The organism is Nonomuraea sp. NPDC050404 (assembly GCF_040655495.1).
Lineage (GTDB): Bacteria > Actinomycetota > Actinomycetes > Streptosporangiales > Streptosporangiaceae > Nonomuraea.
In genome coordinates this window covers 164288-186812 of record NZ_JBFAKB010000007.1, presented here as the reverse complement: position 1 = coordinate 186812, position 22525 = coordinate 164288, and the positions used below count along the sequence as shown (strand labels likewise).

General features: G+C 72.1%; 25 protein-coding genes. 8 read left to right on the top strand and 17 right to left on the bottom strand.

The window, feature by feature from the left end; genetic code table 11:
* Positions 1–5: 5 nt before the first annotated feature.
* From AB0I81_RS21015 to AB0I81_RS20975, 9 genes are all read right to left on the bottom strand, one after another.
* Positions 6–647 carry an adenosylcobinamide amidohydrolase gene (locus tag AB0I81_RS21015; protein WP_360658967.1) on the bottom strand — a complete coding sequence of 214 codons (642 nt, stop codon included), beginning with the start codon at positions 645–647 and terminating at the stop codon, positions 6–8.
* Entirely contained in the window at positions 644–1417 is a 774-nt protein-coding gene (locus AB0I81_RS21010) for an ABC transporter ATP-binding protein (RefSeq protein WP_360658965.1), read from the bottom strand. The genes AB0I81_RS21015 and AB0I81_RS21010 overlap by 4 nt, the downstream gene beginning before the upstream one ends.
* Positions 1414–2445, bottom strand: coding sequence for an iron ABC transporter permease (locus AB0I81_RS21005; protein WP_360658963.1), 1032 nt, complete (start codon positions 2443–2445; stop codon positions 1414–1416). The genes AB0I81_RS21010 and AB0I81_RS21005 overlap by 4 nt, the downstream gene beginning before the upstream one ends.
* Positions 2446–2485: 40 nt before the next feature.
* On the bottom strand, positions 2486–3433 hold the full coding sequence (locus AB0I81_RS21000; RefSeq protein ID WP_360658961.1) for an ABC transporter substrate-binding protein: 948 nt from the start codon (positions 3431–3433) through the stop codon (positions 2486–2488).
* A gap of 201 nt (positions 3434–3634) precedes the next feature.
* Positions 3635–4504, bottom strand: coding sequence for a Gfo/Idh/MocA family oxidoreductase (locus AB0I81_RS20995; protein WP_360658959.1), 870 nt, complete (start codon positions 4502–4504; stop codon positions 3635–3637).
* A 9-nt stretch (positions 4505–4513) separates the two neighbouring features.
* The gene (locus tag AB0I81_RS20990; protein WP_360658957.1) at positions 4514–5320 is read right to left on the bottom strand and encodes an SDR family oxidoreductase; all 807 of its coding nucleotides are present in this window, start codon (positions 5318–5320) and stop codon (positions 4514–4516) included.
* A gap of 26 nt (positions 5321–5346) precedes the next feature.
* Positions 5347–6540 (bottom strand): cytochrome P450, encoded by a 1194-nt coding sequence (locus AB0I81_RS20985; RefSeq protein WP_360658955.1) that lies wholly within the window; start codon positions 6538–6540, stop codon positions 5347–5349.
* Positions 6537–7493 (bottom strand): phosphotriesterase-related protein, encoded by a 957-nt coding sequence (locus AB0I81_RS20980; RefSeq protein ID WP_360658953.1) that lies wholly within the window; start codon positions 7491–7493, stop codon positions 6537–6539. The genes AB0I81_RS20985 and AB0I81_RS20980 overlap by 4 nt, the downstream gene beginning before the upstream one ends.
* Entirely contained in the window at positions 7478–8233 is a 756-nt protein-coding gene (locus AB0I81_RS20975; protein ID WP_360658951.1) for a phytanoyl-CoA dioxygenase family protein, read from the bottom strand. The genes AB0I81_RS20980 and AB0I81_RS20975 overlap by 16 nt, the downstream gene beginning before the upstream one ends.
* A 120-nt stretch (positions 8234–8353) precedes the next feature.
* On the opposite strand from AB0I81_RS20975, the gene AB0I81_RS20970 reads away from it, so the two are divergent.
* Both AB0I81_RS20970 and AB0I81_RS20965 read left to right on the top strand, forming a co-directional pair.
* Positions 8354–9262, top strand: a complete 909-nt coding sequence (locus tag AB0I81_RS20970; protein WP_360658949.1) for a TIGR03621 family F420-dependent LLM class oxidoreductase — start codon at positions 8354–8356, stop codon at positions 9260–9262.
* A 38-nt stretch (positions 9263–9300) separates the two neighbouring features.
* Complete coding sequence (locus AB0I81_RS20965) at positions 9301–9882, top strand: histidine phosphatase family protein (RefSeq protein ID WP_360658947.1); 582 nt, start codon at positions 9301–9303, stop codon at positions 9880–9882.
* A 45-nt stretch (positions 9883–9927) separates the two neighbouring features.
* Here AB0I81_RS20965 and AB0I81_RS20960 read toward each other — a convergent pair whose 3' ends face one another.
* The 6 genes from AB0I81_RS20960 to AB0I81_RS20935 form a co-directional block, all read right to left on the bottom strand.
* Entirely contained in the window at positions 9928–10188 is a 261-nt protein-coding gene (locus AB0I81_RS20960) for a sigma factor (RefSeq protein WP_360658945.1), read from the bottom strand.
* Positions 10188–11072 (bottom strand): maleylpyruvate isomerase family mycothiol-dependent enzyme, encoded by an 885-nt coding sequence (locus AB0I81_RS20955; RefSeq protein WP_360658943.1) that lies wholly within the window; start codon positions 11070–11072, stop codon positions 10188–10190. The genes AB0I81_RS20960 and AB0I81_RS20955 overlap by 1 nt, the downstream gene beginning before the upstream one ends.
* 20 nt (positions 11073–11092) lie before the next feature.
* Positions 11093–11851 (bottom strand): hypothetical protein, encoded by a 759-nt coding sequence (locus AB0I81_RS20950; protein ID WP_360658941.1) that lies wholly within the window; start codon positions 11849–11851, stop codon positions 11093–11095.
* A gap of 43 nt (positions 11852–11894) precedes the next feature.
* Positions 11895–12152 carry a hypothetical protein gene (locus AB0I81_RS20945; protein ID WP_360658939.1) on the bottom strand — a complete coding sequence of 86 codons (258 nt, stop codon included), beginning with the start codon at positions 12150–12152 and terminating at the stop codon, positions 11895–11897.
* 95 nt (positions 12153–12247) lie between these two features.
* The gene (locus AB0I81_RS20940; RefSeq protein ID WP_103957865.1) at positions 12248–12484 is read right to left on the bottom strand and encodes a DUF397 domain-containing protein; all 237 of its coding nucleotides are present in this window, start codon (positions 12482–12484) and stop codon (positions 12248–12250) included.
* Entirely contained in the window at positions 12485–13306 is an 822-nt protein-coding gene (locus AB0I81_RS20935; RefSeq protein ID WP_360659788.1) for a helix-turn-helix transcriptional regulator, read from the bottom strand.
* A gap of 353 nt (positions 13307–13659) precedes the next feature.
* On the opposite strand from AB0I81_RS20935, the gene AB0I81_RS20930 reads away from it, so the two are divergent.
* Together AB0I81_RS20930 and AB0I81_RS20925 are read left to right on the top strand one after the other, a co-directional pair.
* Positions 13660–14157, top strand: coding sequence for an ATP-binding protein (locus tag AB0I81_RS20930; RefSeq protein WP_360658937.1), 498 nt, complete (start codon positions 13660–13662; stop codon positions 14155–14157).
* Between the two features lie 78 nt (positions 14158–14235).
* Entirely contained in the window at positions 14236–16668 is a 2433-nt protein-coding gene (locus AB0I81_RS20925; protein ID WP_360658935.1) for a helicase-associated domain-containing protein, read from the top strand.
* On the opposite strand, the gene AB0I81_RS20920 is transcribed toward AB0I81_RS20925, so the two are convergent.
* Positions 16662–16838 carry a hypothetical protein gene (locus tag AB0I81_RS20920; RefSeq protein WP_360658933.1) on the bottom strand — a complete coding sequence of 59 codons (177 nt, stop codon included), beginning with the start codon at positions 16836–16838 and terminating at the stop codon, positions 16662–16664. The genes AB0I81_RS20925 and AB0I81_RS20920 overlap by 7 nt on opposite strands.
* Positions 16839–16925: 87 nt before the next feature.
* On the opposite strand from AB0I81_RS20920, the gene AB0I81_RS20915 reads away from it, so the two are divergent.
* The 4 genes from AB0I81_RS20915 to AB0I81_RS20900 all read left to right on the top strand — a co-directional run bounded on the left by AB0I81_RS20915 (position 16926) and on the right by AB0I81_RS20900 (position 21270).
* Complete coding sequence (locus AB0I81_RS20915) at positions 16926–18008, top strand: iron ABC transporter permease (RefSeq protein ID WP_360658931.1); 1083 nt, start codon at positions 16926–16928, stop codon at positions 18006–18008.
* Entirely contained in the window at positions 18005–19012 is a 1008-nt protein-coding gene (locus AB0I81_RS20910) for an iron chelate uptake ABC transporter family permease subunit (protein ID WP_360658929.1), read from the top strand. The genes AB0I81_RS20915 and AB0I81_RS20910 overlap by 4 nt, the downstream gene beginning before the upstream one ends.
* On the top strand, positions 19012–19815 hold the full coding sequence (locus tag AB0I81_RS20905) for an ABC transporter ATP-binding protein (protein ID WP_360658927.1): 804 nt from the start codon (positions 19012–19014) through the stop codon (positions 19813–19815). Before AB0I81_RS20910 ends, AB0I81_RS20905 begins: the two co-directional genes overlap by 1 nt.
* Before the next feature lie 99 nt (positions 19816–19914).
* The gene (locus tag AB0I81_RS20900; protein WP_360658926.1) at positions 19915–21270 is read left to right on the top strand and encodes an NAD(P)-binding protein; all 1356 of its coding nucleotides are present in this window, start codon (positions 19915–19917) and stop codon (positions 21268–21270) included.
* Here the strand turns inward: AB0I81_RS20900 and AB0I81_RS20895 are convergent.
* Complete coding sequence (locus AB0I81_RS20895; RefSeq protein WP_360658924.1) at positions 21221–22477, bottom strand: ArgE/DapE family deacylase; 1257 nt, start codon at positions 22475–22477, stop codon at positions 21221–21223. The two genes, AB0I81_RS20900 and AB0I81_RS20895, sit on opposite strands and share 50 nt — an antisense overlap.
* Positions 22478–22525: the final 48 nt, after the last annotated feature.

Sequence of the window (22525 nt, the reverse complement as noted above, 5' to 3'; positions counted from 1 at the left end):
TCTCCTCACTTTAAGTGACGAGGCCGCCACGCCTCGGCCCCTCGCCGCACGGCCGTGTGCACGGCCCGCGCCACCCTGGCCCCCCACTCCGACCGTGGCCCGCCGAACAACTCCTCCTCCCCCGTGACGGGCACGGCCACGCACAAGGCGTCCGAAGCCGTCCCCGTTCCGGCGAACCCGGTCTCGGCCAGCGCCTGCGACTTCGCCTCCGTCACCGTCATCACCGTGTTGACCAGCGCCGCGTCCGTCATGGCGACGGGCACGGCGACCACGATGTTGATGGTGCCGACCCGGATCGGGGCCAGTTCGGGATCCGGGTGCCCCTCCGGCGCGGCGGCCCACGTAGGCACCCGCAGCCCGACCGTCGCGTACGCCTCCACGCCCCCGTCGGAGGCCCGCACGTAACGATCCACCGAAGCCGCCGTCATCATGCCGACCCCGGCGCCCGCACCGGGGCCCAGGGACGTCAGGTGATCGACCGGGTCCATCCGCGAATAACCCGCCACCACCTGCGCGTTCAGCACCCACTCCCGGACGCCGATCCCGCCGCCGAGCATCGCCGAGGAGATCATCCGCCAGCCGGGCCCGAACTCCCACAGCAGCGCCCCGAGCCGGACGCCCTCCTCCACCCGATACGTGAGCTTCATGTCTCATCCCTGACCAGCTGCACGACGGGCCGCCCGCCGGGTCCTGGCTCGATCTTCACCCGGGCGTCGAAGTGCCGTCCCACGAGTTCCTCGGTCAGCACCTCGGCGGGCTCCCCCGAGGCGGCGGCGTGGCCGTCGGTCAGGAGCAGCAGGGCGTCGGCGTACAGGCCGGCGACGGTGAGGTCGTGCAGGGTGGTGATGACGGTCAGGCCGTCGGTGCGCCGCAGCCGGTCCACCAGCTCCAGCACCTGCTGCTGGTGGCCGAGGTCCAGCGCGGTGGTCGGCTCGTCCAGCAGCAGCGTGGGGGCCTCCTGGGTGAGCGCCCTGGCCAGCACCACGCGCTGCCGCTCCCCGCCGGACAGCTCCCCGACCCGCCGTCCGGCCAGCGCGGTCAGGTCGAGCCGGTCGAGTACGGACTCCGTCACCTGCCGGTCGTGCCTGCTCTCCCGTCCCAGGTAGGGAATGTAGGGCGTACGCCCCAGCAGCGCGTAGTCGAAGACCGTCATGTCGCGCGGCAGGGCGGGCGTCTGCGGCGCGTACGCCACCAGCCTGGCCCGCTCGCGCGGCTTGAGCGCCCCCGACGGCCGGGACCCCAGCAGGATCTCGCCCCGGTGCGCGACGAGCCCCATGAGGGCCTTGAGCAGGGTGGACTTGCCGGCCCCGTTCGGCCCGATGACGGCCGTCCACGCGCCGCGCGGCACGTCGAGGTCCACGCCGGTCAGCACCTCGCGCTCCCCGAGCCGCACCGACAGGCCGCTGACGCTGATCACAGGGCCGCCCGTCTCGTCATGCGCAGGACGATCACGAAGAACGGCGCGCCCACGAACATGGTCACCACTCCGATCGGCAGCTCGGCCGGCGCGATCACCGTACGGGCGACGAGGTCGGCCAGCACCAGGAACGCCGCACCGACGATCAGCGAGAGCGGCAGCACGACGCGGTAGGAGCCGCCCGCCACCCGCCGCACGATGTGCGGGACGACGATGCCGACGAACCCGATCAGCCCGCTCACCGCCACGGCCGCGGCGGTGGCCAGGGACGCGGCCAGCAGCACCATGAAGCGCACTCTGGCCGCCCGCAGCCCGAGGCTGGTGGCCTCCTCGTCGCCGACGGACAGCACGTCGAGCAGGCGGCCGTGCAGCAGGAGCAGCACGGAGGAGACGGCGGCGTACGGCAGGACCAGCCAGAACTGGTCCCACCCGCCGCCCACGTCGCCAAGGATCCACGAGTAGATGCGCTGCAGCTCCTCGACCTTGAACTGCTGGATGAACGTCTGGATCGCGGTCAGGAACGAGGTGACCGCCACCCCCGCCAGCACGAGCGTGGCGGTGCCGCCGTCGCGCCCGGCGGTGTTGCCCAGCGTGTAGGCCATGAACACGCCGCCCACGGCCCCGGCGAAGGCGGCCACGGGGATGCTGCCCGCGACGGAGGGCAGCAGCACGATGGCCGCGGTGGCCGCCAGGCCGGCCCCGGCCGCGGCCCCGAGCAGGTACGGGTCGGCGAGCGGATTGCGGAAGACGCCCTGGTAACCGGCCCCCGCCATGGCCAGCAGGCCGCCGACCACGGCGGCGACCAGCACGCGCGGCAGCCGCAGCTCGAACAGCAGCCCCTGCTCCACGGGCGCCAGCCCGGAGTCAACCTGCGTGAACGGCAGCCAGTCCACCGCCTGCAGCACGATCTGCCACGGCGAGATGTCGGCGGCCCCGTCGAGCAATCCGGCGATCATGGAGACGGCCAGCACGCCCAGGGCGCACAACACCCACAGGGGTCTGGCCCTGGACGGGCCGGCCCGCGTCACCGTCCCAGCTTTTCCGGAGGGACCGGCCTGCCTCACCACTTCAGCTCGTGCCCGCCTTCTTGACCGCCGCGCCGATGGTCTCGGCCAGCTCCACGACGCGCGGCCCCCACCGGGAGGCGATGTCGTCGTCGAGCTGGATCACCCGGTCGTTCTTGATGGCGCTCAGGTTCTTCCAGCCCGGCCGCTTGGCCAGGGTGTCCTTGCTCTGCTCGCAACACTTGACGTCGGCCAGGAAGATCAGGTCGGGGTCGGCCTGGGCGACGAACTCGGCCGACAGCTTGGGGTAGCCGCCGGCGGCGTCGGGCGCCTTGTCGGCGATGTTGGTCAGGCCGAACATGCCGTAGATCTGGCCGATGAACGTCTGGGACGTGGCGGCGTACGGCGTCGTGTCCAGCTCGTGGTAGTAGGTGAGCTTGCCCTTGGGGGCTTCGGCGGCCAGCTTGTCGATGGCCGTCCTCATGCCGGTGACGACCTCCTCCGCCTTGGCCTTGTTGCCGGTGGCCGCGCCCAGCTCGGTGATCTCCTCGTACGCCTCGTCGAGCTTGGTGGCGGACGGCTGGAGCAGGACGGGCACGTTCACCTTGCCCAGCTCGGCCACGACCTTGTCGAGGTCGTCGGAGACGACGACCAGGTCGGGCTTGTGGGCGACGATGGCCTCGACGTTCGGCTTGAAGCCGGACAGGTTGGTCTTGGGGGCCTCGGCCGGATGGTTCGACCGCTCGTCCACCGCGATGACCTGGGCGCCGGCCCCGATGGCGAACAGCGTCTCGGTGTGGGTGGCCGACAGCGACACGATGCGCTCCGGCTTCTTGGCGATGGTGACCTTGCCGTTGGCGGCCTCCACGGTGACGGGGAAGCCACCGGAGGCGGGGGCGGGGGCCGTGGTCGCGGCGGGGGCCGGGGAGGCTGTCGTGCCGGTCTGACCACAACCGGCCAGGACGAGCGTTCCCAGCAGCGCGCCCGCGAAGGCCGTGCGTACGGACCTCACGAGTAGTCCTTTCACACTGTTCGGAACCGAGAGACCCGCTGCGGAGCGACGGATCACCCTTTTCCACGAGGGTTGATGACGTCGGCGCGGAGGCAGGCGACCTGGCTGTGACAGTTGCGGGACAGCGCCGGACTCGCACCGGACTTCGCTGCGCTCTGCGCGTCGGACGTACGTTACCAATGCCCCGGATGTCGCCCCGCGTCAAGGGGCGAGTTGGGCCTGCGCCTCGGCGATGATCCGCTGCAGCCGCAGGCCGTGGGCGGCGTCCAGCGGGTGCCCGCCACCTTCGCGCACGGTCCCGGCGAACTCCTCGGCGATCGTCTCCAAGGGGTCGTCGTCGAAGTGCGGCAGCACGACGCCGCCCGCGCGGCCGTACACGGCGATCACGGGCGGGGGCACGTCGCCGGCGGCGGTCATGCACAGGGACACCTCGCTGACGGCGCCGCCCTCGTGTTCGAGCAGCAGGCCCGTCCAGCCGAGCGGGTCGCCGTGCGCGCGTACGCCGGTGACACGGCCCAGGGCGGCGTCCAGGATGTCGATCACGTGCGGGCCGACGTCGAGCAGCGCGCCGTGCGCGCGCCGCCATGGGGTGGCGAAGGGGTGGTCGCCGAGCAGGGTGCCGGAGACGTTCACGGCGTGGCCGCCGAACGGTTCGATCTCGGCGCAGCGGGCGAGGAACGCGCGGGCCTGGGGGGCGTACCTGAGCGTGAGCACCATCTGGGAGGCCACGCCCGCCTCGGCGACGGCCCCGGCCAGCCGCTCGGCGTTGGCCAGGGTGTCGGCGAGCGGCTTCTCCAGCAGCAGCGCCTTGCCCGCGCGGGCGGCGCGTACGGCGTACTCGGCCTGGACGGCGGGCGGCACGCAGAACGCCACGGCCTCACAGTGCTCGAACAGTTCCTCGGCGGTCGCGAACACCGGCGCGCCCAGCTCGGCGGCGGCCTCCGGCCTGCGTGCCCACACCCCGGCCAGCCGCGTGTGCGGCCCCCGGGCCAGCATCGGCGCGTGCGCCATCCGCGCCCACGGCCCCGCTCCGACCAGTCCCACCGCCACCGGCTCGTTTCGATCATCCACCCGTGCAACCTACGGCCGCGAGCGCCACCGCTCAACCGCGTGCTGGGGCCGGTGCGCGAGGGTTCCCGAGTCGATCACCAGGGTCTGGCCCGTCAGGCAGCGGGACTCGTCGCAGGCCAGGAAGGCCACCAGGTTGGCGACGTCCTGCACCGAGCACGCCCACGGCAGCAGCCGCTCGGCCGCCTTGTCGGCGAGTTGCGCGGGCGTCATGGCACGCTGGGCCGCCTCTGTGAGGACGAGGGCGGGCGCGACCGCGTTGCAGCGGATCCCGCGCGAGCCGTACATCGTGGCCACGTACCGGGTGAAGCCGATCAGCGCCGCCTTCGAGGCCCCGTACGCGGCGTGCGCCGCGTCCCCCACCAGCGCGGACACCGACGACGTGAGGACGACGGCGCCGCCGTCGGGCATGACGGGCATGGTGTGCTTGACCATGAGCATGGCGCCGCGCAGGTTGACCTCCATGGTGCGGTCCCATACGGCCACGTCGAGCGTCTCCAGCTCGCGGTCCCGCCCGTACACGGCGGGGTCGAGCACGGCGGCGTTGGAGTGCAGAACGTCCACCCGGCCGAAGGATTCCACAAGCGTCGCGACCGCCTCCTGCACCTGCTTCTCGTCGGAGACGTCGCAGGTCAGCACCATCGCGGTGCCGCCCTGGGCATGGATGGCGGCGGCGGTGGCCCGCGCGCCCGCCGTGCGCACGTCGAGCACGCCGACGAAGGCGCCCTCGGCGGCCAGCCGGGCCGCGCAGGCCGCGCCGATGCCCGAGCCGGCGCCGGTCACCAGCGCCACCCGCCCGTCAAACCGGCGGCTTTCCATTCGACCGGCCGGATCGAACGGGCCGCTCACCATTCGACCGGCAGGGACGTCAGGCCGCGGCCCACGATCGACTTGCGGTAGGCGGCCGTCCGTCCCGGTGCGAGCCGCAGTCCCGGCAGCCGCCGGCCGAGCACCTCCAGCGCGGTACGCAGTTGCAGCCGGCCGAGCGCGGCCCCGACGCAGAAGTGGATGCCGTAGCCGAAGACCATGTGCTCGGCGGCGTTCGGCCGGTCGATCACGAACCGTTCCGGGTCGGGGAAGACGCTCTCGTCGTGGGCGGCCGAGTCGATGGACAGCAGGACGAGCGACCCCGCCGGGATCGTCACGCCGTGCAGGGTGACGTCGGTGGCGGCGTACCGGAAGGAGCCCAGCGCCGACCCGTCGATGCGCATGCACTCCTCGCAGGCGTTCGCGATCCGCGCGGTTGGCACCGGCCAGCAGCCCTCCCGCAGCAGCCGCAGCACGGTGGTGCCGAGCTGGTTGGGCACGGTGTCGTTGCCGCCGAGCAGGATCGTGGAGATCAGCTCCACCACCTCCCTGTGGGTCAGCTCGTCGCCGATCAGCGAGGTCATCAGGGAGGTGAAGTCGTCCCGGGGCTGCTTGGCGCGCTCGGCCACCAGGCGGTCCACGTAGTCGAGATAGGTCAGGAAGCTGTCGGCGAGTTCGAGCTGGCGGTCGGGCGGCTGCGGCGAGAGGAAGAGCTGGAACCAGTCCTTGACGTGCGACTGCACGAACGCCTCGTCGGCCTCGGGCACGCCGATGAAGCGGGCGGTCAGCTTGATCGACGGCTCGTGGCCGATGTCGGCGACGAAGTCGGCCCGGCCGCGCGGGATCAGCCGGTCGAGCAGGTCCTCGTTCAGCCGCCTGAACTCCTGCTCCAGCGCGGCCACCGCACGCGGCGTGAACGCCCGGGACACCGAGCGGCGCAGGCGCGTGTGGTCGGGCGGGTCCACGTTGGCCACGAAGCTGGACAGGAACGAGCCGTGCTCGCCCAGCTTCTCCTTCGTCTCGCCCGTCAGGCTGCGCGAGATCGTCAGCGAGCCCCTGGAGGAGAAGCGCCGGGGGTCGCCGTACGCGGCCCGCACGTCGGCGTGGCGGGTCAGCACGTACGCGCCGAGGTGCTCGCTCCAGAACACCGGCGCCTCCCTGCGCAGCCTGGCCAGGAACTCGTAGGGGGCGGCCACGTGCCAGTCCGAGCCGACGTCGAAGTCCTCGATCATGCGAAGATCCTCCGCGGGTTGCCGACGAGCATCTGGTCGATCTGCTCCCGCGTGACGCCCCGGGCGCGCAGCGCGGGCAGCACGTCGCGGGAGATGTGCAGGAGGTGGTAGTTGGGGTGGCGCCGGCGTACGACGTCGGCGTCGAAGCGGTCGTTGAAGCAGTAGGAGTCGTGGCCCAGCACCATGCGCCCGGCGTGCCCGCGCTCGCAGAGCGCCGCCACGACCGCCACCCGGTCCTCGAACGGGCTGATCGTCTCGATGCCGAAGCGGTCCATGCCCAGGTACGAGCCGTTCGCGAGGAGTTCTTCCAGGTAGGCCAGGTCGGTGGAGTCGCCGGCGTGCCCGATGACCACCCGGCCCAGGTCCACGCCGAGCGAGGCGAGCAGTTTCTGCTGGTCCAGGCCGCCCCTGGAGGCGCTGTGGGAGTGCGTCGTGATCGGCGCACCGGTCGCCAGATGGGCCTCGGCGACCGCCCTGAACACCCGCTCGCAGCCCTTGGTCAGGCCCAGGTGGTCGGAGGCGCACTTCAGCATGGCCGCCTTGACGCCGGTGCGCCCGATGCCCTCGGTGAGGTCGCGGACGAAGAACTCGGCCAGCCGGTCGGGCCCGCCGAACAACGATCCGGGGCCCCGGTTGGCGAAGTACGGCGGCAGCGCGTCGTAGGTGTAGAGCCCGGTGGCGGCCACGATGTTCACGCTGGTCAGCTCGGCCACCCGCCGCACGGCCGGCACGTACCTGCCCAGGCCCACCACGGTGAGGTCCACGATCGTGTCGACGCCCGCGGCCTTGAGCGCGTCGAGTTTGCCCGCCGCCTCGCGCGCCCGCGTCTCCAGGTCCCACTCCTCGGGGATGTCCGGCCAGTTCCACAGGATCTCCGGGCTCAGCCCGAAGACGTGCTCGTGCATGAGCGTCGCCCCGAGCCCGGCGACCGGGCCCATCACGGTTTCAGGCACGGGAACCTCTCGTGCTCGAAGGGCCGGTTCACTTGCAGCCCGAGCCCGTCGGTCTGGCCGTACGGCAGGCCGGTGTAGAGGGCGTCGGCGTCGAAGTAGGTGACGGTGAAGGACAGGCGCGGGCTGTCGCGCCGGTTGGCGGGCGCTCCGTGCACGGTCAGGGCGTGGTGCACGGTCGCGTCCCCGGCCTTGAGGTCGAGCGGCGGCGACAACTCCAGCTCCTTGAGCCACGGGTGCTGGCTGAGCTGGTCGTCGCCCGGCCGGGTGAAGCTGCGGCCGAGCACGCCGTACCGGTGCGAGCCGTCGTAGAAGCGCAGCGAGCCCATGTCGGCGGGTACGTCGGCCAGCGCCAGCCAGAGCGTGAGCATGGCCGAGCGGTCCATCGGCATCCAGGGGAAGTCCTGGTGGAACTCGGTGGCGCCGTGCTCGCCGGCCTCCTTGACCAGCAGGTTGGTCACCTGCACGCGCACGGCCCGCACCCCGCGCAGCAGCCGTACGGCGTTGCGCCCCATCACGGGGCTCATGGCCAGCGCGCCGAACGCCTCATCGCTCGCCGCGATGTCCCTGGACTGCCCGAACGCCTGGTCGACCAGCGTCTCGTGGCTCTTGGACCGCTCGCCGAGGAAACCCATGGCCCGCTCGCGCAGCCCGGCGGCGACGTCCGGCGGCACCAGCCGGCCCAGCCGCACCCAGCCGTGCCCGGCGAAGAAGGCCGCCTCGTCGTCGGTGGTTTGACGCACCGGGATCTCCATGCCCCACAGTCTCGCATCTAAAGCAAGCGCTTGGTAAGTCCCCGTTTCCGGGTGCGGGGACACGGGCGGCCACTACCATTCTGAGCAAGCACTTGGTTGGAGGCTGGCATGCGGCGGTTCAGGTTCGGTGCGGTGGTGCGGGAGGCGGGGTCGGCCAAGGCGTGGGCCGCGAAGGCCAGGCGGCTGGAGGGGTCGGGGTTCGACGTGCTGCTCGTGCCCGACCACCTGGTCGGCTCCCGGCTGGCGCCCATCGCCGCGCTGACCGCCGCCGCCTGCGCCACCAGCAGGCTGCGCGTCGGCACGATGGTCCTGGCCAACGACTTCCGGCATCCGGCCGTGCTGGCCAAGGAGCTGGCCACGCTCGACCTGCTGTCCGGCGGGCGGCTGGAGGTCGGCATCGGCACCGGCTGGATGGCGGACGACTACACCGGCGCCGGGCTCACGCTGGACCCGCCGGGAGTGCGGATCGAGCGGCTGCGGGAGGCGCTGGACGTGCTCGACGGGCTCTGGGGCCAGGGGCCGTTCAGCTTCGATGGCCGGCACTACCAGATCACCGGGCTGGACCAGCAGCCCAAACCCGTGCAGAAGCCCCGGCCGCCCCTGGTGATCGGCGCGGGCGGAGCCCGGATGTTACGGCTGGCGGCCGAGCGGGCGAACGTGGTCAACATCGGGACGCGGGTACGGCCCGACGGCAGCGGGCCCGATCCCCTCGACGGCGGCCTGCCGGCGCTGCTGGACAAGCTCGCGGCCATACGGGAGGCCGCCGGGGAGCGGTACGCGCGGCTCGAACTCGGCACCAGCGTGCTGCAGGTGGGCGAGCGGAAGGCGGAGGAGCCGTGGAGCGCGGCCGACAGCGCCGCGCTGGACGAGACGCCGCAGGTGCTGCTCGGCACCTGGTACGACATGGCCGACAAACTCCGCTACTGGCGAGACGAGCATGACATGTCGTATTTCGTGGTGCATCACGAGCGCGACCTGCCCGCCTTCGAGGCCGTGGCCGAGGACCTGGCCACCTGACGGCGGGTGGTGATCGGCCGTGCCGGATGATGGGAGGCATGAACGACATGCTGCTGCTCCGGCACGGTGAGACCGAATGGAGCAAGGCGGGCAGGCACACAGGGCGTACCGACCTGCCTTTGACGGAGCACGGCGAGGAACAGGCCAGGGCGCTGGCGCCGCTGGTCAAGGAGCCGTTCGAGCTGGTGCTGGTCTCCCCCGCCCAGCGCGCCCGGCGCACGGCGGAGCTGGCCGGGCTGAGCGGTTACGAGGTGGACGACGACCTGTGGGAGTGGGACTACGGCGGCTATGAGGGCATCACCACGCCGGAGATCCGGCGGACGCGGCCCGGATGGTACCTGTGGCGTGACGGCGTGATCCCCGGCGACGCCGCGCATCCCGGCGAGAGCGCCGCCGAGGTGGCCGTGCGCGCCGACCGGGTGATCGAGCGGGCCCGGCGCGCGGAGGGGCGGGTGGTGCTGGTGGCGCACGGGCACTTCCTGCGCGTGCTGGCCGCCCGCTGGCTGGGGCTGGCGCCCGAGGAGGGCCGGCTGCTGCGGCTGGACACGGGCACCTATTCGCGGCTGGGCTTCGAGCACGCCGAGCCGGTGCTCCTGACCTGGAACGCCCCGGTCCACTGACCAGGCCCGGCCCACCGACCAGGCCCGGCCCACTGAAAAGGCGGATCAGACCTTGGAGCGCAGGGCCGACTCGTGCAGGGCCCGGCTCACCAGCCAGCCGCGTAACGAGCCGAGGCCGGGGTCGTAGGAGAGGGGATGCTCCCAGAGGGCGACGAACACGTTCTGGGTGACCTCCTCGGCGTTGGACTGGTTTCCGGTGACCTTGACGGCGACGCCGTACACGTACGAGCCGTGCGCGTCGTAGGCGTCGGCCAGTGCGTCGAGGTCGCCGGCGGTCAGCCGCGCGCACAGGTCCATGTCGCTCATCAGTCGCATCCCAGCGTCGCGGCGGCGGCGATCAGGTCGCGGGCGAGGGCGGGATCGCCCTCGGCGGCGTACGGGAAGCAGCCGAGCTGCCAGCGGTTGGCCAGCAGCCGGCAGAAGTCCACCGCGTCGGCCGAGATGAGCACGGCGACGTGGTCGGAGGTGGGTGAGAGAGGGATCGTCCAGGTGCCGCCGCCGGGGCCGGTCAGCACCACTGTGGCCGAGACGTCGCGGCGCGGGCCCTTCATCGCGCGCGGGAGCATCGCCAGGCCGAACTCGGCGATCATGCGCACGTGCTCGGGCCGGGGCGCGGCCCTGGAGCGGTCGGTGGCGGCCCTGATGTCGTCGGCGTGCGTCCAGGTCTCGAACGTGCGCTGGATCAGGGCCTGGCGCAGCGGCGCGCGGACCGGCCGCGCGCCGGCCAGGGCCACCTCCACGCCCATCAGCACCTCGTTGCCGGCCGAGACGCGCTCCAGCAGGGAGCCGGCCTGCTCGCGCCAGCGCCTGTGCAAAGGCACTCCCGAGATGCCGGTGCCGACGCCCATGAAGGCGGCCACGGCGGCGTCGTTGGCGGCCAGGTGCTCGACCATGCCCCTGATCGTGCCGTGCTTGGCGACCGGGACCTGCCACTGCGGCTCGCTCAGCTCCGCGAGCAGGTCGTCCATGATCGCCACTTGCTCGGCGTAGGGCACGGCCACCGACGCCACGCTCACCAGGGCGGGGCTGCGGCGGCGGCGCGCCGTGGACAACACGGCCTCACGCAGCGCGGGCGGCGGCGTGGTCGCCGTCTCCGGCTGGTCGAGCAGCGCGATGGCCGCGCTGCAGTCGGGACACGAGGCGACGTGGTCGTCTGGGCTCTGCCCGTTATAGAGGTATGAGTCCGTCATGGCCACCTCCGCAGCCGACGCTAACCCGGCGGGCACTCAGGTGCCAGGCGGCAACCGGGGAACGGTGCCAGAAGCGTCTCACGCCAGCGGCCTTCTAGGTAGTCGCGGGCGCGTTTTCCCCAGTCGAGCAGCCGGGGATCAGGCTGTACTTCATCGTCGAGGCCCAGGGCGGCGTCGCGGGCGCGCTGGGTGGCCAGGTGGTCGTCGAGGGAGACGGCCCAGACGGTGACCGCCTCGGTGTCGCAGAACAGCACCTCGTACAGGCCGACGAGGGTGTGGCCGTGCTCGGCGAGCATCGGGGCGCGTTCGGTGCGCACGGCGTGCAGGTAGTCGAGCGCGGCGCCGGGCCGTACGCGGGCGCTCTCGAAGAGGTAGAGCTCAGCGGCGGGTGCCTGTGACAACGGCGGGCAGCCGGGAGCGGCGCCGAGCGGCCGGGAGAAGGCGGAGAAGCGCAGGTCGTCGATGTCGGACAGGAACAGGCGCTCGTCCACGCCCTGGTAGATCTCCATCATCTGGCGCCAGCCGCCGTCCCACCCGCCGTGGCAGTCCCACAGCGTGACGGCCTTGAACTGCGGATGGCCGGTGATGCCGACCGCGTAGAAGGCGCCCACGAGGTCGATCTCGCGGGATCTGATGGACGTTCCCGAGGTGAGCGCGGGAGCGTCGCGGGTCTCGTCCTCGCGCTTGTAGCGGGTCAGCCAGGTGAGGTACTCCAGCGGCCGCCTGGAGTTCATCGGCCGGAAGTCGACCTCCTCGATCAGGTGGATCGCGCGCCGCACCACGCCTCCTCTACCAAGCGGTTGCTTGGCCTGAGGATAGCGATCAGGACAGCGCTTGGGAAGGCTGCGGCCCCCGCCCGGTGAGCCACTCCAGGACCCTGCGGTGCCCGGAGGCGGCGTCCTCGAAGTGACCCCAGTGCCAGTAGCGGGGCTGGTCACGCAGGCCGGTCACCCACGTGCGATAGGAGACGGAGGCGCCCGAGGTGGCCGGCGCCACGCCATAGGTGCGGATCACGACCTTGCCGCCCGGCGCGAACAACACGTCGTCGGCGATCGGATACAGGGTCATCTGGTCGAGCATGACCGCAATCCTCGCCGCGGGTCGAGGCAGGACGGTTACGCCTCCGGCGCGCCCCCGTTAAGCGGGCGCGCCGGAGGTTAACACCCTGTTAACGGCTAGACGAGCAGGCCGTCGAACTCTCCGTCCTTAACCCCGAGCACCAGGGCCCGGATCTCGTCGCGGGTATAGATGAGAGCGGGGCCTTCGGGGAAGCGCGAATTGCGCACCGCGATGCCCCCGTCGGGCAGCTGCGCGAGTTCGACGCAGTTGCCCTGCGAGTTGCTGTAGCGGCTCTTACGCCAGGCGACCTGGGTCAGATCCGCCGCCGGCATGCCGTTGTAGGTCTGGTTCATCTACATCTTTCTGAGAAGACCGCCGATGAGCTCGACTGTGCCCCCTGGCGTGGTGCTCTCCACGCACAATTGCTCCATGGCCGTGAGGTACGGATCGATGTCCTCACGCTTGTCCAGGTACAGGGCACCCCAGAGCTGCTCGACGTAGACAACGTCCGACAAGTCGGACTCGGGAAACCGCAAGATGCTGAACGCGCCCCCTTCAGCGGCGTGCTTGCCGAACCTGAAGGGCATCACCTGGATGGTGATGTTGGGAAGGGCAGCGACTTCCAGCAGATGCTGGAGCTGCTCGGACATGACCTCCCGCCCGCCGATGGTCCGTTTGAGCGCCGCCTCGTCGATGACGGCCCACAGGCGGGGTCCGTCTTTCTGGGTGAAGCGCTCCTGGCGCTGCATGCGCATATGCACGCGCCGTTCTATTCTGTCCGGACTCGCATCGGGATTGCCAAGCTGGAAGACCGAACGCGCATACGAGGCCGTCTGCAGCAGGCCGGGCACGAACTGCACCTCATAGGTACGGATCACGCTTGCGGCCTCCTCCAGGCCGACGTACGTGGTGAACCACGACGGCAGCTCGGCCGAGTACTTGTGCCACCACCCGGGGGTGTTGGCCTCGCGCACCATTTCCAGCAGGGCACGGCGTTCGGCATCGTCGACGACGCCATACAAGGTGAGCAGGTCTTCCACGTCACGTGTCTTGAAGCCGACGCGGCCGAGCTCCATGCGGCTGATCTTGGACTCGGACGCCCGGATGTGAAATCCGGCCTGTGCCCGGTCGAGCCCGCTGGCCTCGCGCAGGCGCCTGAGACTGGCCCCCAGCATGATACGGCGGACGGTCGAACCGGAACCGGGCGGATCAATCGACACGTGCTGCTCCTTGGTCATTTTCCTGCAAGGTCGTGCCTTGCAACGCGGTGTGCCGCACCGTTCTCGGCGGCCAACCACCGCACGTAGCGGAGTGTGCACCTACGGTTTGTCGCTTTTGTGGCTGTCCACCGCAGGTAGCGGAGTATGCACCTATAGTCTGACACTTCGCGGCCGAAAGATCATGGGCCGCGGACAAGATCCCCTTTCCCCCTTATTGACCTTTTGAGGGCAACCGTAGCGTGTGCACGAGTTGTCTGCACGTGCATTCGCTCTTGCACCTGCACGAGAGTTCGCGGCACAATGATCACGTGCAATCCACCACGGCACAGGGCCAGTGGACCACGTTCGACTGGTGGCCCCCCGTCGGCTGGTGGCCGGAGGCGGCCCGCGATCTGCTGGTCCCCGGCCCGTCGGCGAGCGCCACGTTCGTGCTCCCGCCCGCCGCCTCCTCCGTCCATTCGGCCCGCAGCTTCACGGCGGGAGCGCTGAGCGGCTGGGGGCTCGGCGAAGAACTCGCCGACAACATGGAGCTGGTGGTCTCCGAGCTGGCCACCAACGCGCTGCGGCACGGCCTGTGCCTGGACGACCCGGCGCGCCAGCACTCGGTGCACATGTCCCTCGTACGCCGTGGCCCGCTGGTCACGAGCGCCTTCACCGATCCCGGGTCCTCGGTCCCGGTGCTGCGATACCCTGGCCCCCTCGACACCGGCGGCCTCGGACTCCACATCGTCGAATCGCTCAGCCTCCGCTGGGGCTGGTCCGCACTCGCGCCTCACGGAAAGATCGTCTGGGCAGTCCTCTCCTGACCGGGGGTGATCTGCATTACCGTGGATGCTCATGGCTCACGGTGAGTCCCGCGCGCGACCCCATGAGAGTGCTGACAGATGGAAGATCACCTGCTCGGCTGGCTGCGAACACTGGATGAAGACAGGCTTGGGCGCATCCTGGCCAACAGGCCCGACGCCATCGCCGCGCCCTGGCCCAGGCGGCTCGACACCCTGGCCCAGCGGCTCGGCAACGGCTTCGCCGTGATGGAGACCCTGCGCGGCCTGGCGCTGCCCTGCCTGCAACTCGCCGAGGCGGCGCTGGCCATGACCCGCCCCACCCCCGAGACGCTCGCACGCTTCCTCGGCATGGGCCAGGAGGAGGTCATCCCCTGGGTCGAGCAGCTCTACGATCACGCGCTGGCCTGGCCGGGCGACGACGGGACGATCCGGCTCGCGGAGGGCGTCGCCCGCTACTGGGCCGCGCCGCTCAGCCTGGGTGAGCCGCTGGAGCACTATCTCAACTCCTGGTCGATCAGCAACGACGCGCTGCACGCGCTCGCCCGCGGGCTCGGCCTGCCCGCGCAGGGCAACAAGCGCCACACGATCTCCCGCGTCATCGACACGCTCGGCGACGCCGAACGCCTCAAGACGCTGATGCGCGGCGCGCCCCAGGGCACCGTCCCGCTGCTGGACCGCTTCGCCTGGGACGGCCCCGCGCTCGCCGTGGACGGCGGCAGGTTCGTCTCCCCCGGCACGCCGGAGAAGTGGTGCGCCGACCACGGCCTGCTCTTCCGGCCGAGCTGGCACCGGGCGGAGATCCCCCGCGAGGTGGCGCTCTGCCTGCGTGGCCCCGGCTACATCCCGCCCTACCTGCCCGTGGCGCCCGAGGTGGCCGCGATCCCGGTCGACCCCGAGGAGGTCGACCACCTCATGACGCTGGCCGCGCCGCACGTGGTCGAGCGCTGCGCGGCCCTGCTGGACAACGCGTCCAAGACGCCGCTGCCGCTGCTCAAGACGGGCGGCGTGGGCGTGCGCGAGGTGCGCAGGCTGGCCAAGGAGACGGGCTGCGACGAGGACGAGACGCGGCTGCTGCTGGAGGTGTGCGCGGTGGCCAGGCTGCTGGCCTGGGACGAGCCGTCCGGCGGCATGATCCCCACCGACCGGTTCGACCGGTGGCGGCTCGACGAGGGCTCCGCGCGGCTGCGGGTGCTGCTGGCGGCGTGGTGGCGGATGGAGCGCTCGTCGCTGCTCAAGACCGACGGCAAGTACGGCACAGTGCTCGGCGACGAGCCCGGCGGCAACACGGTGGCCGAGGTACGCAGGTCCGTGCTGTCGGTGCTGGCCCACCTGCCCGCGGGCACCGCCTTCGCCGACCGCGACAGCCTGCTGCGCAGCGTCCGCTGGCACGCGCCGCTGATCGACGTGGCGCGGCTGCACGAGTGCGCGCCCGCGGTGCTGGACGAGGCCGGGCTGCTCGGGCTGCTGGCCAACAACGCGCTGACCGACCTCGGCCGGGCGCTGGCCGGGCTCACCGCCAAGCCGGGCGACGAGAGCGACGACGCCGTGCCCATGGTCGAGCACGACCCGGTCCTGGCGGAGGCGGCCACCCGGGCGCTGGCCAGCGTGCGCAGGAGCGCGCTGTTCGGCCCCGACCTGACCGCGGTCGTCACGGGGCCGCCGTCGGCGGAGCTGGCGGCGCTGCTCGACCGGGTCGCCGACCGCGAGTCGCGGGGCGCGGCCTCGGTGTGGCGCTTCACCACGCCGAGCGTGCGGCGGGCGCTCGACGCGGGCCACGAGGCCGACGAACTGCTCGACGAGCTGGCGGCGGTGGGCACCATCCCGCAGCCGCTGGAATACCTGATCCGCGACACCGCCCGCAGGCACGGCGAGGTCACCGTCTCCACGGTCGGCTGCGTGGTGCAGGCCGCCGACCCGACGCTGCTGGCCGAGATCGCCGCGCACCGCCGGCTGGGGCGGCTGGGCCTGCGGCTGCTGGCCCCCACGGTGCTGGTGAGCGGGGTGCCGGCCGATCGTACGCTGGCGGCGCTGCGCGAGGTGGGCTACTCCCCCGTGCCCGTCGCGGACAGTGGTACCGGCGCCGGCGAGATCACCATCCACCGGGCCAGGGCCGAGGAGCCCGTCAACGGCAAGCTCATCCTGCTGCCCGGCGGGCAGGTGGCCGAGCTGGCGGACTTCCCCGGCGTCTCGGAGTTGCAGGCGCCCGCCCACATGTTGCTGGAGCCGGCGCCCGACCCGTACGAGCACGCCCGGCGCCTGATGGCCGCCGGCCGGTTGGACGACGTCAAGAACGGGCGCACGTGGGCGATCATCGGCAGGATGGCGACCCGGCTGCCGACGGCGCAGCAGTCGTTGCTCGGGTTCGTGGTCGACCGGGGTGTGCGGGCCGGGATCACGCTGACCGGCGGGCTGACCGCGACGATCAGTCATGGCGAGCTGAAGGGCGGCGCGCTGGACGCCTGGTGCGAGGAGGCCGGCGACTACCTGGAGTTCCCGCTCGCCGAGATCGTCGAAGTGCGGGGCGCCTACTGAAGGGGCTTGGCCTTCTTCAGGTTCGCCACCAGGCCCTCCAGGAACGCGGCGTAGCCCTGGTAGCTGTAGGGGGCCTCGGTGCTGCACGGGTAGAGCCGGCCTGCCTTGACCGCGGCAAGTCCCGCAGCGCTCGCCAGGAAGCCGCTGCGTGCGATGAGCGGTCCTGACATGTCCATCTCCCTATGGATAGGCTTTCGCTCTTGTTGGACCATTAGATTAGCCTTGCCTAAGTTTGACTTGCCAGGAAAGGGGGTCGGGTGCGCCCTGCTGAGGAGACGGCCGCGGGCACCACCCCGGCCGGACCCCAGGCGCCGCGGCACGGGGACGATCGCACGGCCGGGGGCCGCCCGCCGGTGCTGGTCGCCGGGCTGGTCGTCACGGTCGCGGTGCTGGCGCTGGTCGCCATGGCGAGCGTGGCGCTGGGCGCGCGCGGCGTGTCGTTCGGCACGGTGATCGACGCGTTCCTGGCACCGGACGGCTCCAACGACCACACCGTCATCCGCGAACTGCGCGTCCCGCGCACCCTGCTCGGGCTCGGCGTGGGCGCGACCCTGGGACTGGCGGGCGCGCTCATGCAGAGCCTGACCCGCAACCCGCTGGCCGACCCCGGGCTGCTGGGCATCAACCAGGGCGCCGCGCTCGGCGTCACGCTCGCGATCGCCCTGCTCGGGCTCACCGACCCCACCGTGTACGTGTGGTTCGCCTTCGGCGGGGCCGCACTGTCCTCCGTCATCGTGTACGCGCTGGCCTCCTCCGGCCGCTCCGGCTCCAGCCCGGTACGCCTGGCCCTGGCCGGAGTCGCCTTCGGCATGGTCTGCACCGCCATCTCCTCGGCCATCCTGCGCATGGACTCCCAGACCTTCGACCGCATGCGGTTCTGGCTGACCGGCTCGCTGGCCGGGCAGACGGCCGACACGCTGGTGCGGCTGGCGCCGTTCATGGCCGCGGGGCTGGTGCTCGGGCTGCTGCTGTCCAGGCCGCTCAACCTGCTGGCGCTGGGCGAGGACACGGGCAAGGCGCTGGGCGTGGCGGTGAACCGTACCAGGATCCTCACGGGTGTGGCCGTGACGCTGCTGTGCGGCGCGGCCACCGCGGCGGCGGGACCGCTGGTGTTCGTCGGGCTGATCGTGCCGCACGCCGTGCGCGCCCTGGTGGGACCCGACCAGCGGTGGGTGCTGCCGTACTCGGCGCTGGCCGCGCCGGCGCTGCTGCTCGGGGCCGACGTGGTGGGGCGGCTCATCGCGCGGCCCGGCGAGGTGCAGGTGGGGATCGTGTGGGCGGTGATCGGCGCGCCGATCTTCATCGTGCTGGCCAGGCGCAGGCGGGTGGCGGCGCTGTGAACGTGCGCGTCGGCACCTGGTCCCTGCGGCTCGCGCCGCGCGCCCTGCTCGTCGGCCTGCTCCTGCTCATGGCGGGCTTCCTGGTGACCGTGGCGGCATTGTCCACGGGCGAGTTCACCGTGCCCGTGCCCGACATCGTCGGCGCGATCTTCGGCCAGGGCACGCCGGTCGCCGAGCTGATCGTCGGTAAGTTGCGCGCGCCGCGCGTGGTGACCGGTCTGCTGGTCGGCGCCGCGTTCGGGGTGGGCGGCGCCATCTTCCAGAGCCTGACCAGGAACCCCCTGGGCAGCCCCGACTTCATCGGCTTCACCGCCGGCGCCTCCACGGGCGGCATCGTCGCCGTCGTCACGGGCGGCTCGGCCATGATGATCGCCGGCGGCGCGCTGGCCGGGTGCGTGGTGACCGCCGTGCTGGTGTACGTGCTGGCCTACCGGCGCGGCGTGCAGGGCTACCGGCTGGTCCTGGTCGGCATCGGGGCCAACGCGCTGCTGCTGGCGGTCAACTCCTACCTGCTGACGCGGGCCAACATCAACGACGCGGCCACCGCAGGGGCCTGGCTCACCGGCAGCCTCGGCGGGCGCGGCTGGGAGCACGCCCAGCCCGTCGCGCTGGCGCTGCTCGTGCTGCTGCCGCTGTGTGTCTGGATCGCGCGGCCGATGCGGATGATCGAGATGGGCGACGACGCGGCCAAGGCCATGGGCATCAGGGTCGAACTGGTCCGCGCGACGGCCATCACCGCCGGCGTGCTGCTGACCGGGGTGGCCACGGCCGCCGCCGGGCCCGTCGTCTTCGTCGCGATGGCCGCGCCGCAACTCGCCCGGCGGCTCACCCGCTCCCCCGGCGTGGCCCTGGCCTCCTCCGCCCTCATGGGCGCCGTGCTGCTGACCGCCGCCGACCTGGCGGCGCAGCGGCTGCTCGCCCCCACCCAGCTACCCGTCGGCGTGCTCACCGCCGCCATCGGCGGTACATATCTCGTCCTGCTCCTGCGAAAGGACCGCCACTGATGGCAGCCCCCTCTTCCCGTCTGTCCGGCACCGGCCTCACCCTCGCCTACGACCAGCGCGTCGTGGCCACGGACCTGGACGTGGTGATCCCCGACGAGTCCTTCACCGTCATCATCGGGCCGAACGCCTGCGGCAAGTCCACCCTGCTGCGGGCGCTGGCCAGGATGCTCAAGCCGAAGACGGGCGCCGTGCACCTGGACGGCAGCGTGATCACCTCGCTGCCGTCGAAGGAGGTGGCGCGGCGGCTCGGGCTGCTGCCGCAGAGCTCGATCGTGCCCGACGGGATCACCGTGGCCGACCTGGTGGCGCGCGGCCGGTACCCGCACCAGAAGCTCATGCGGCAGTGGTCCAAGGCCGACGAGGCGGCGGTCTCGGAGGCCATGAAGGCCACCGACGTGGCGGAGCTGGCCGACCGGATCGTGGACGAGTTGTCGGGCGGGCAGCGGCAGCGGGTGTGGCTGGCCATGGCGCTGGCGCAGGAGACGCCGATCCTGCTGCTGGACGAGCCGACCACGTTCCTGGACATCTCCCATCAGATCGAGGTGCTGGACCTGTGCGCCGAGCTGCATGAGGAGGGGCGGACCATGGTGGCGGTGCTGCACGACCTGAACCAGGCGTGCCGGTACGCCACTCACCTGATCGTGATGCGGGACGGGGCGATCGTATCGGAGGGCGACCCCACGAAGATCGTCACGCCCGAGCTGGTGCGCGAGGTGTTCGACCTGCGCTGCGAGATCATCCAGGACCCGCAGTCCGGCACCCCCCTCATCGTTCCCGAGGCCCGCCGCCGCGTCTCCGCCTGACATCCCCGCCGTGGGTGTGCCAAAGGACGTGGAACCGGGCGCATCCGCGGGTGACCCTCTGTCGAATGCTCTGAAGCGCCTTCATCAGGGGGGATGTTCATGGACCACGCCGTCGTCATCGGCGCGAGCATGTCGGGGTTGTTGTCCGCGGCGGCCCTGCACCGGCGGTTCGCCCGGGTCACGGTGCTCGACCGGGACAGGCTGCCCGCGGTCGACGCCCACCGCAGGGGCGCCGGGCAGAGCCGCCACGCGCACGGCTTGCTCGCCACCGGCCACGAGGTCATCGACGGGCTGCTGCCCGGCATCGCGGCCGAGCTCGTCGCCCAGGGGGCGATCAGGGGCGATCTGCAGGATCAGGCCCGCCACATTCACTCGGGCCGGCGGCTGGCGCGCGGGCACAGCGGCCTGACCGGGCTGTTCGTCGGCCGGCCGCTGCTCGAAGGCCAGGTACGGCGCCGGGTGAGCGCGCTGCCCGGCGTGCGGGTGTTGTCCGAACGGCTCGTCACCGGCCTGCTGTCCCGCGAGGGCCGGGTCACGGGGGTGCGGGTGTTGTCCGAACGGCCCGTCACCGGCCCGCCGTCCCGTGACGGCCGCGTCATGGGGGTGCGGCTCTCCGGCGGCGAGCTGATCCCCGCCGACCTCGTCGTGGACGCCTCGGGCCGGGGCTCGCGCACCCCGCAGTGGCTGGGCGAGCTGGGCTTCCGTCCGCCGCAGGAGGAGCAGGTGGGGATCGACGTGCGGTACGGCACGTACGAGCTGCGCCGCCGCTCCGACCACCTGGCCGGCGACCTGGCCGTCGTCATCGGCGCCACCCCCCAGGCCCCGCGCGCCGGGGTGGCGCTGGCCCTGGAGGACGAGCGCTGGATCGTCACCCTGGCCGGTTACGGCGAGGACCCGCCCCTCGACCGGGCCGGCTTCGCCGCCTACGCCGCCACCCTCCCGGCGCCCGACCTGCACCACCTGATCACGGCCGCGAACCCGGCCGGGGAGCCGCGCGCCTACCGCACCCCGTCGGCCGTACGGCGGCGTTACGAGCGGCTGTCCCGCTTCCCCGAGGGCCTGCTGGTCACCGGGGACGCGGTCTGCTCGTTCAACCCCCTGTACGGCCAGGGCATGTCGGTGGCCGCCATGCACGCCAGGGCGCTGCTGGACCCGGACCTGAGCGCGCGCGGCTACTTCCGGCGGATCACCCAGATCACGGACATCCCCTGGGAGATCACGGTCTCCGGCGACCTGCGGATGCCCGGCTTGGGCGGCGGGCTGACGCCGAGGATGCGGATGGCCGCCGCCTACCTCGACCGTTTCCACGCCGCCGCCGTGCACGACCCCGAGCTGACCCGGCGCTTCCTGCGGGTGAGCAACCTCTACGATCCGCCGGCGGCGCTGCTGAGCCCAGCCGCTCTGGTCAGAGTGCTGCGCAGCGGCGTACAGCGAGCAGTGCCAGTACCCGTGTGACGTCGAGGAGCTCTCTCAGCTCGACCTGCTCCCTGGGGGCGTGCGCGAACCGCACGTCTCCGGGGCCGTAGTGCAGGGTCGGGATGCCGCCCGCCGCGTACAGCCGCAGGTCGCTCCCGTACGGCGCGGCCGTCTCGGCGGGGCGGCACCCTGTGGTGTCCGCGACCGCCCTGCCGACCTGGTCGAGCAGTTCGTGCCCGGCGGGCAGCCGGCCGCTGGCGAACTGCCCGCCCGGCCAGGTCACCACCGGCGGGTTGGCCCGCAGCCACGGATCCGCGACCCCGGCCACGGCCTCCTCGAACGCCGCCCGCGCCGCCGCCGGTTCCTCATCCAGCCGCACCCCGAGCCGCCCCTCGGCGACCAGCAGGTCCGGCACGGTGCTGGCCCAGTCGCCCGCGCGCACGGTGCCGACCTCGATCGGGTACGGCATCGTGTTGCCCGCGTAGATCCCGGGCACGTCCCTGTTGCGTTCGGCCTCCAGCCGCCTGATCGCCTCGAACACCGGCCAGAACGCCTCGATGGCGCTGACCCCCTCATAGCGGGTGGCGCCGTGGGCGGCGCGTCCGGCGATCTCCAGCCGGAACGTCAGCGCGCCCGCGTTGGCCGTCATGACCGCGCCGCTGGTGGGCTCGCTGATGACCGCGGCCTCGGCCGTGTGACCCCTGGCCAGGGTGGCGAACGCGCCGAGCCCGCCGTCCTCCTCGCTGATCACGCAGTGCACGGCCAGCGGCCTGGCCAGGCTGACCCCGGCCGCGGCGATGGCGCGCGCCACCGCCAGGTTCGCGACGAGCCCCGCCTTCATGTCGCAGGCGCCCCTGCCGTACAGGACGTCGCCGGCGATCCGGGCGGCGAACGGGTCGCTGCCCGCCCATTTGGCCAGGTCACCGGTCGGCACGACGTCCACGTGACCCTGCAGCGCCAATGCCGGTGGGCCCTCGCCGCCGGGGGTGACGGCCGCGACGCCGTACCCCTCGGTCCTGGGGGCCTCGGTGCCGGGGAAGCCGGGGCGGGTGGTCAGGTCGGCGAGGTCGAGCTTCCAGACGTCCACGTCCATGCCGGCCTCGGTGAGCAGGCGGGCGAAGCGGTGCTGCAGCTCCGACTCGGCGTCCGTGCCGGTGACGCTGGGCACTTTCACGGCCTCGGCCAGCAGGTTGACGGTCCCTGGCGCGTCGATGGCGTCCAGGACGCGGGCTTCCACGTCGTGCATGGAGCACACCTTCTCATGAACCCTGGCTCTGGTTTGTGGCGATACATG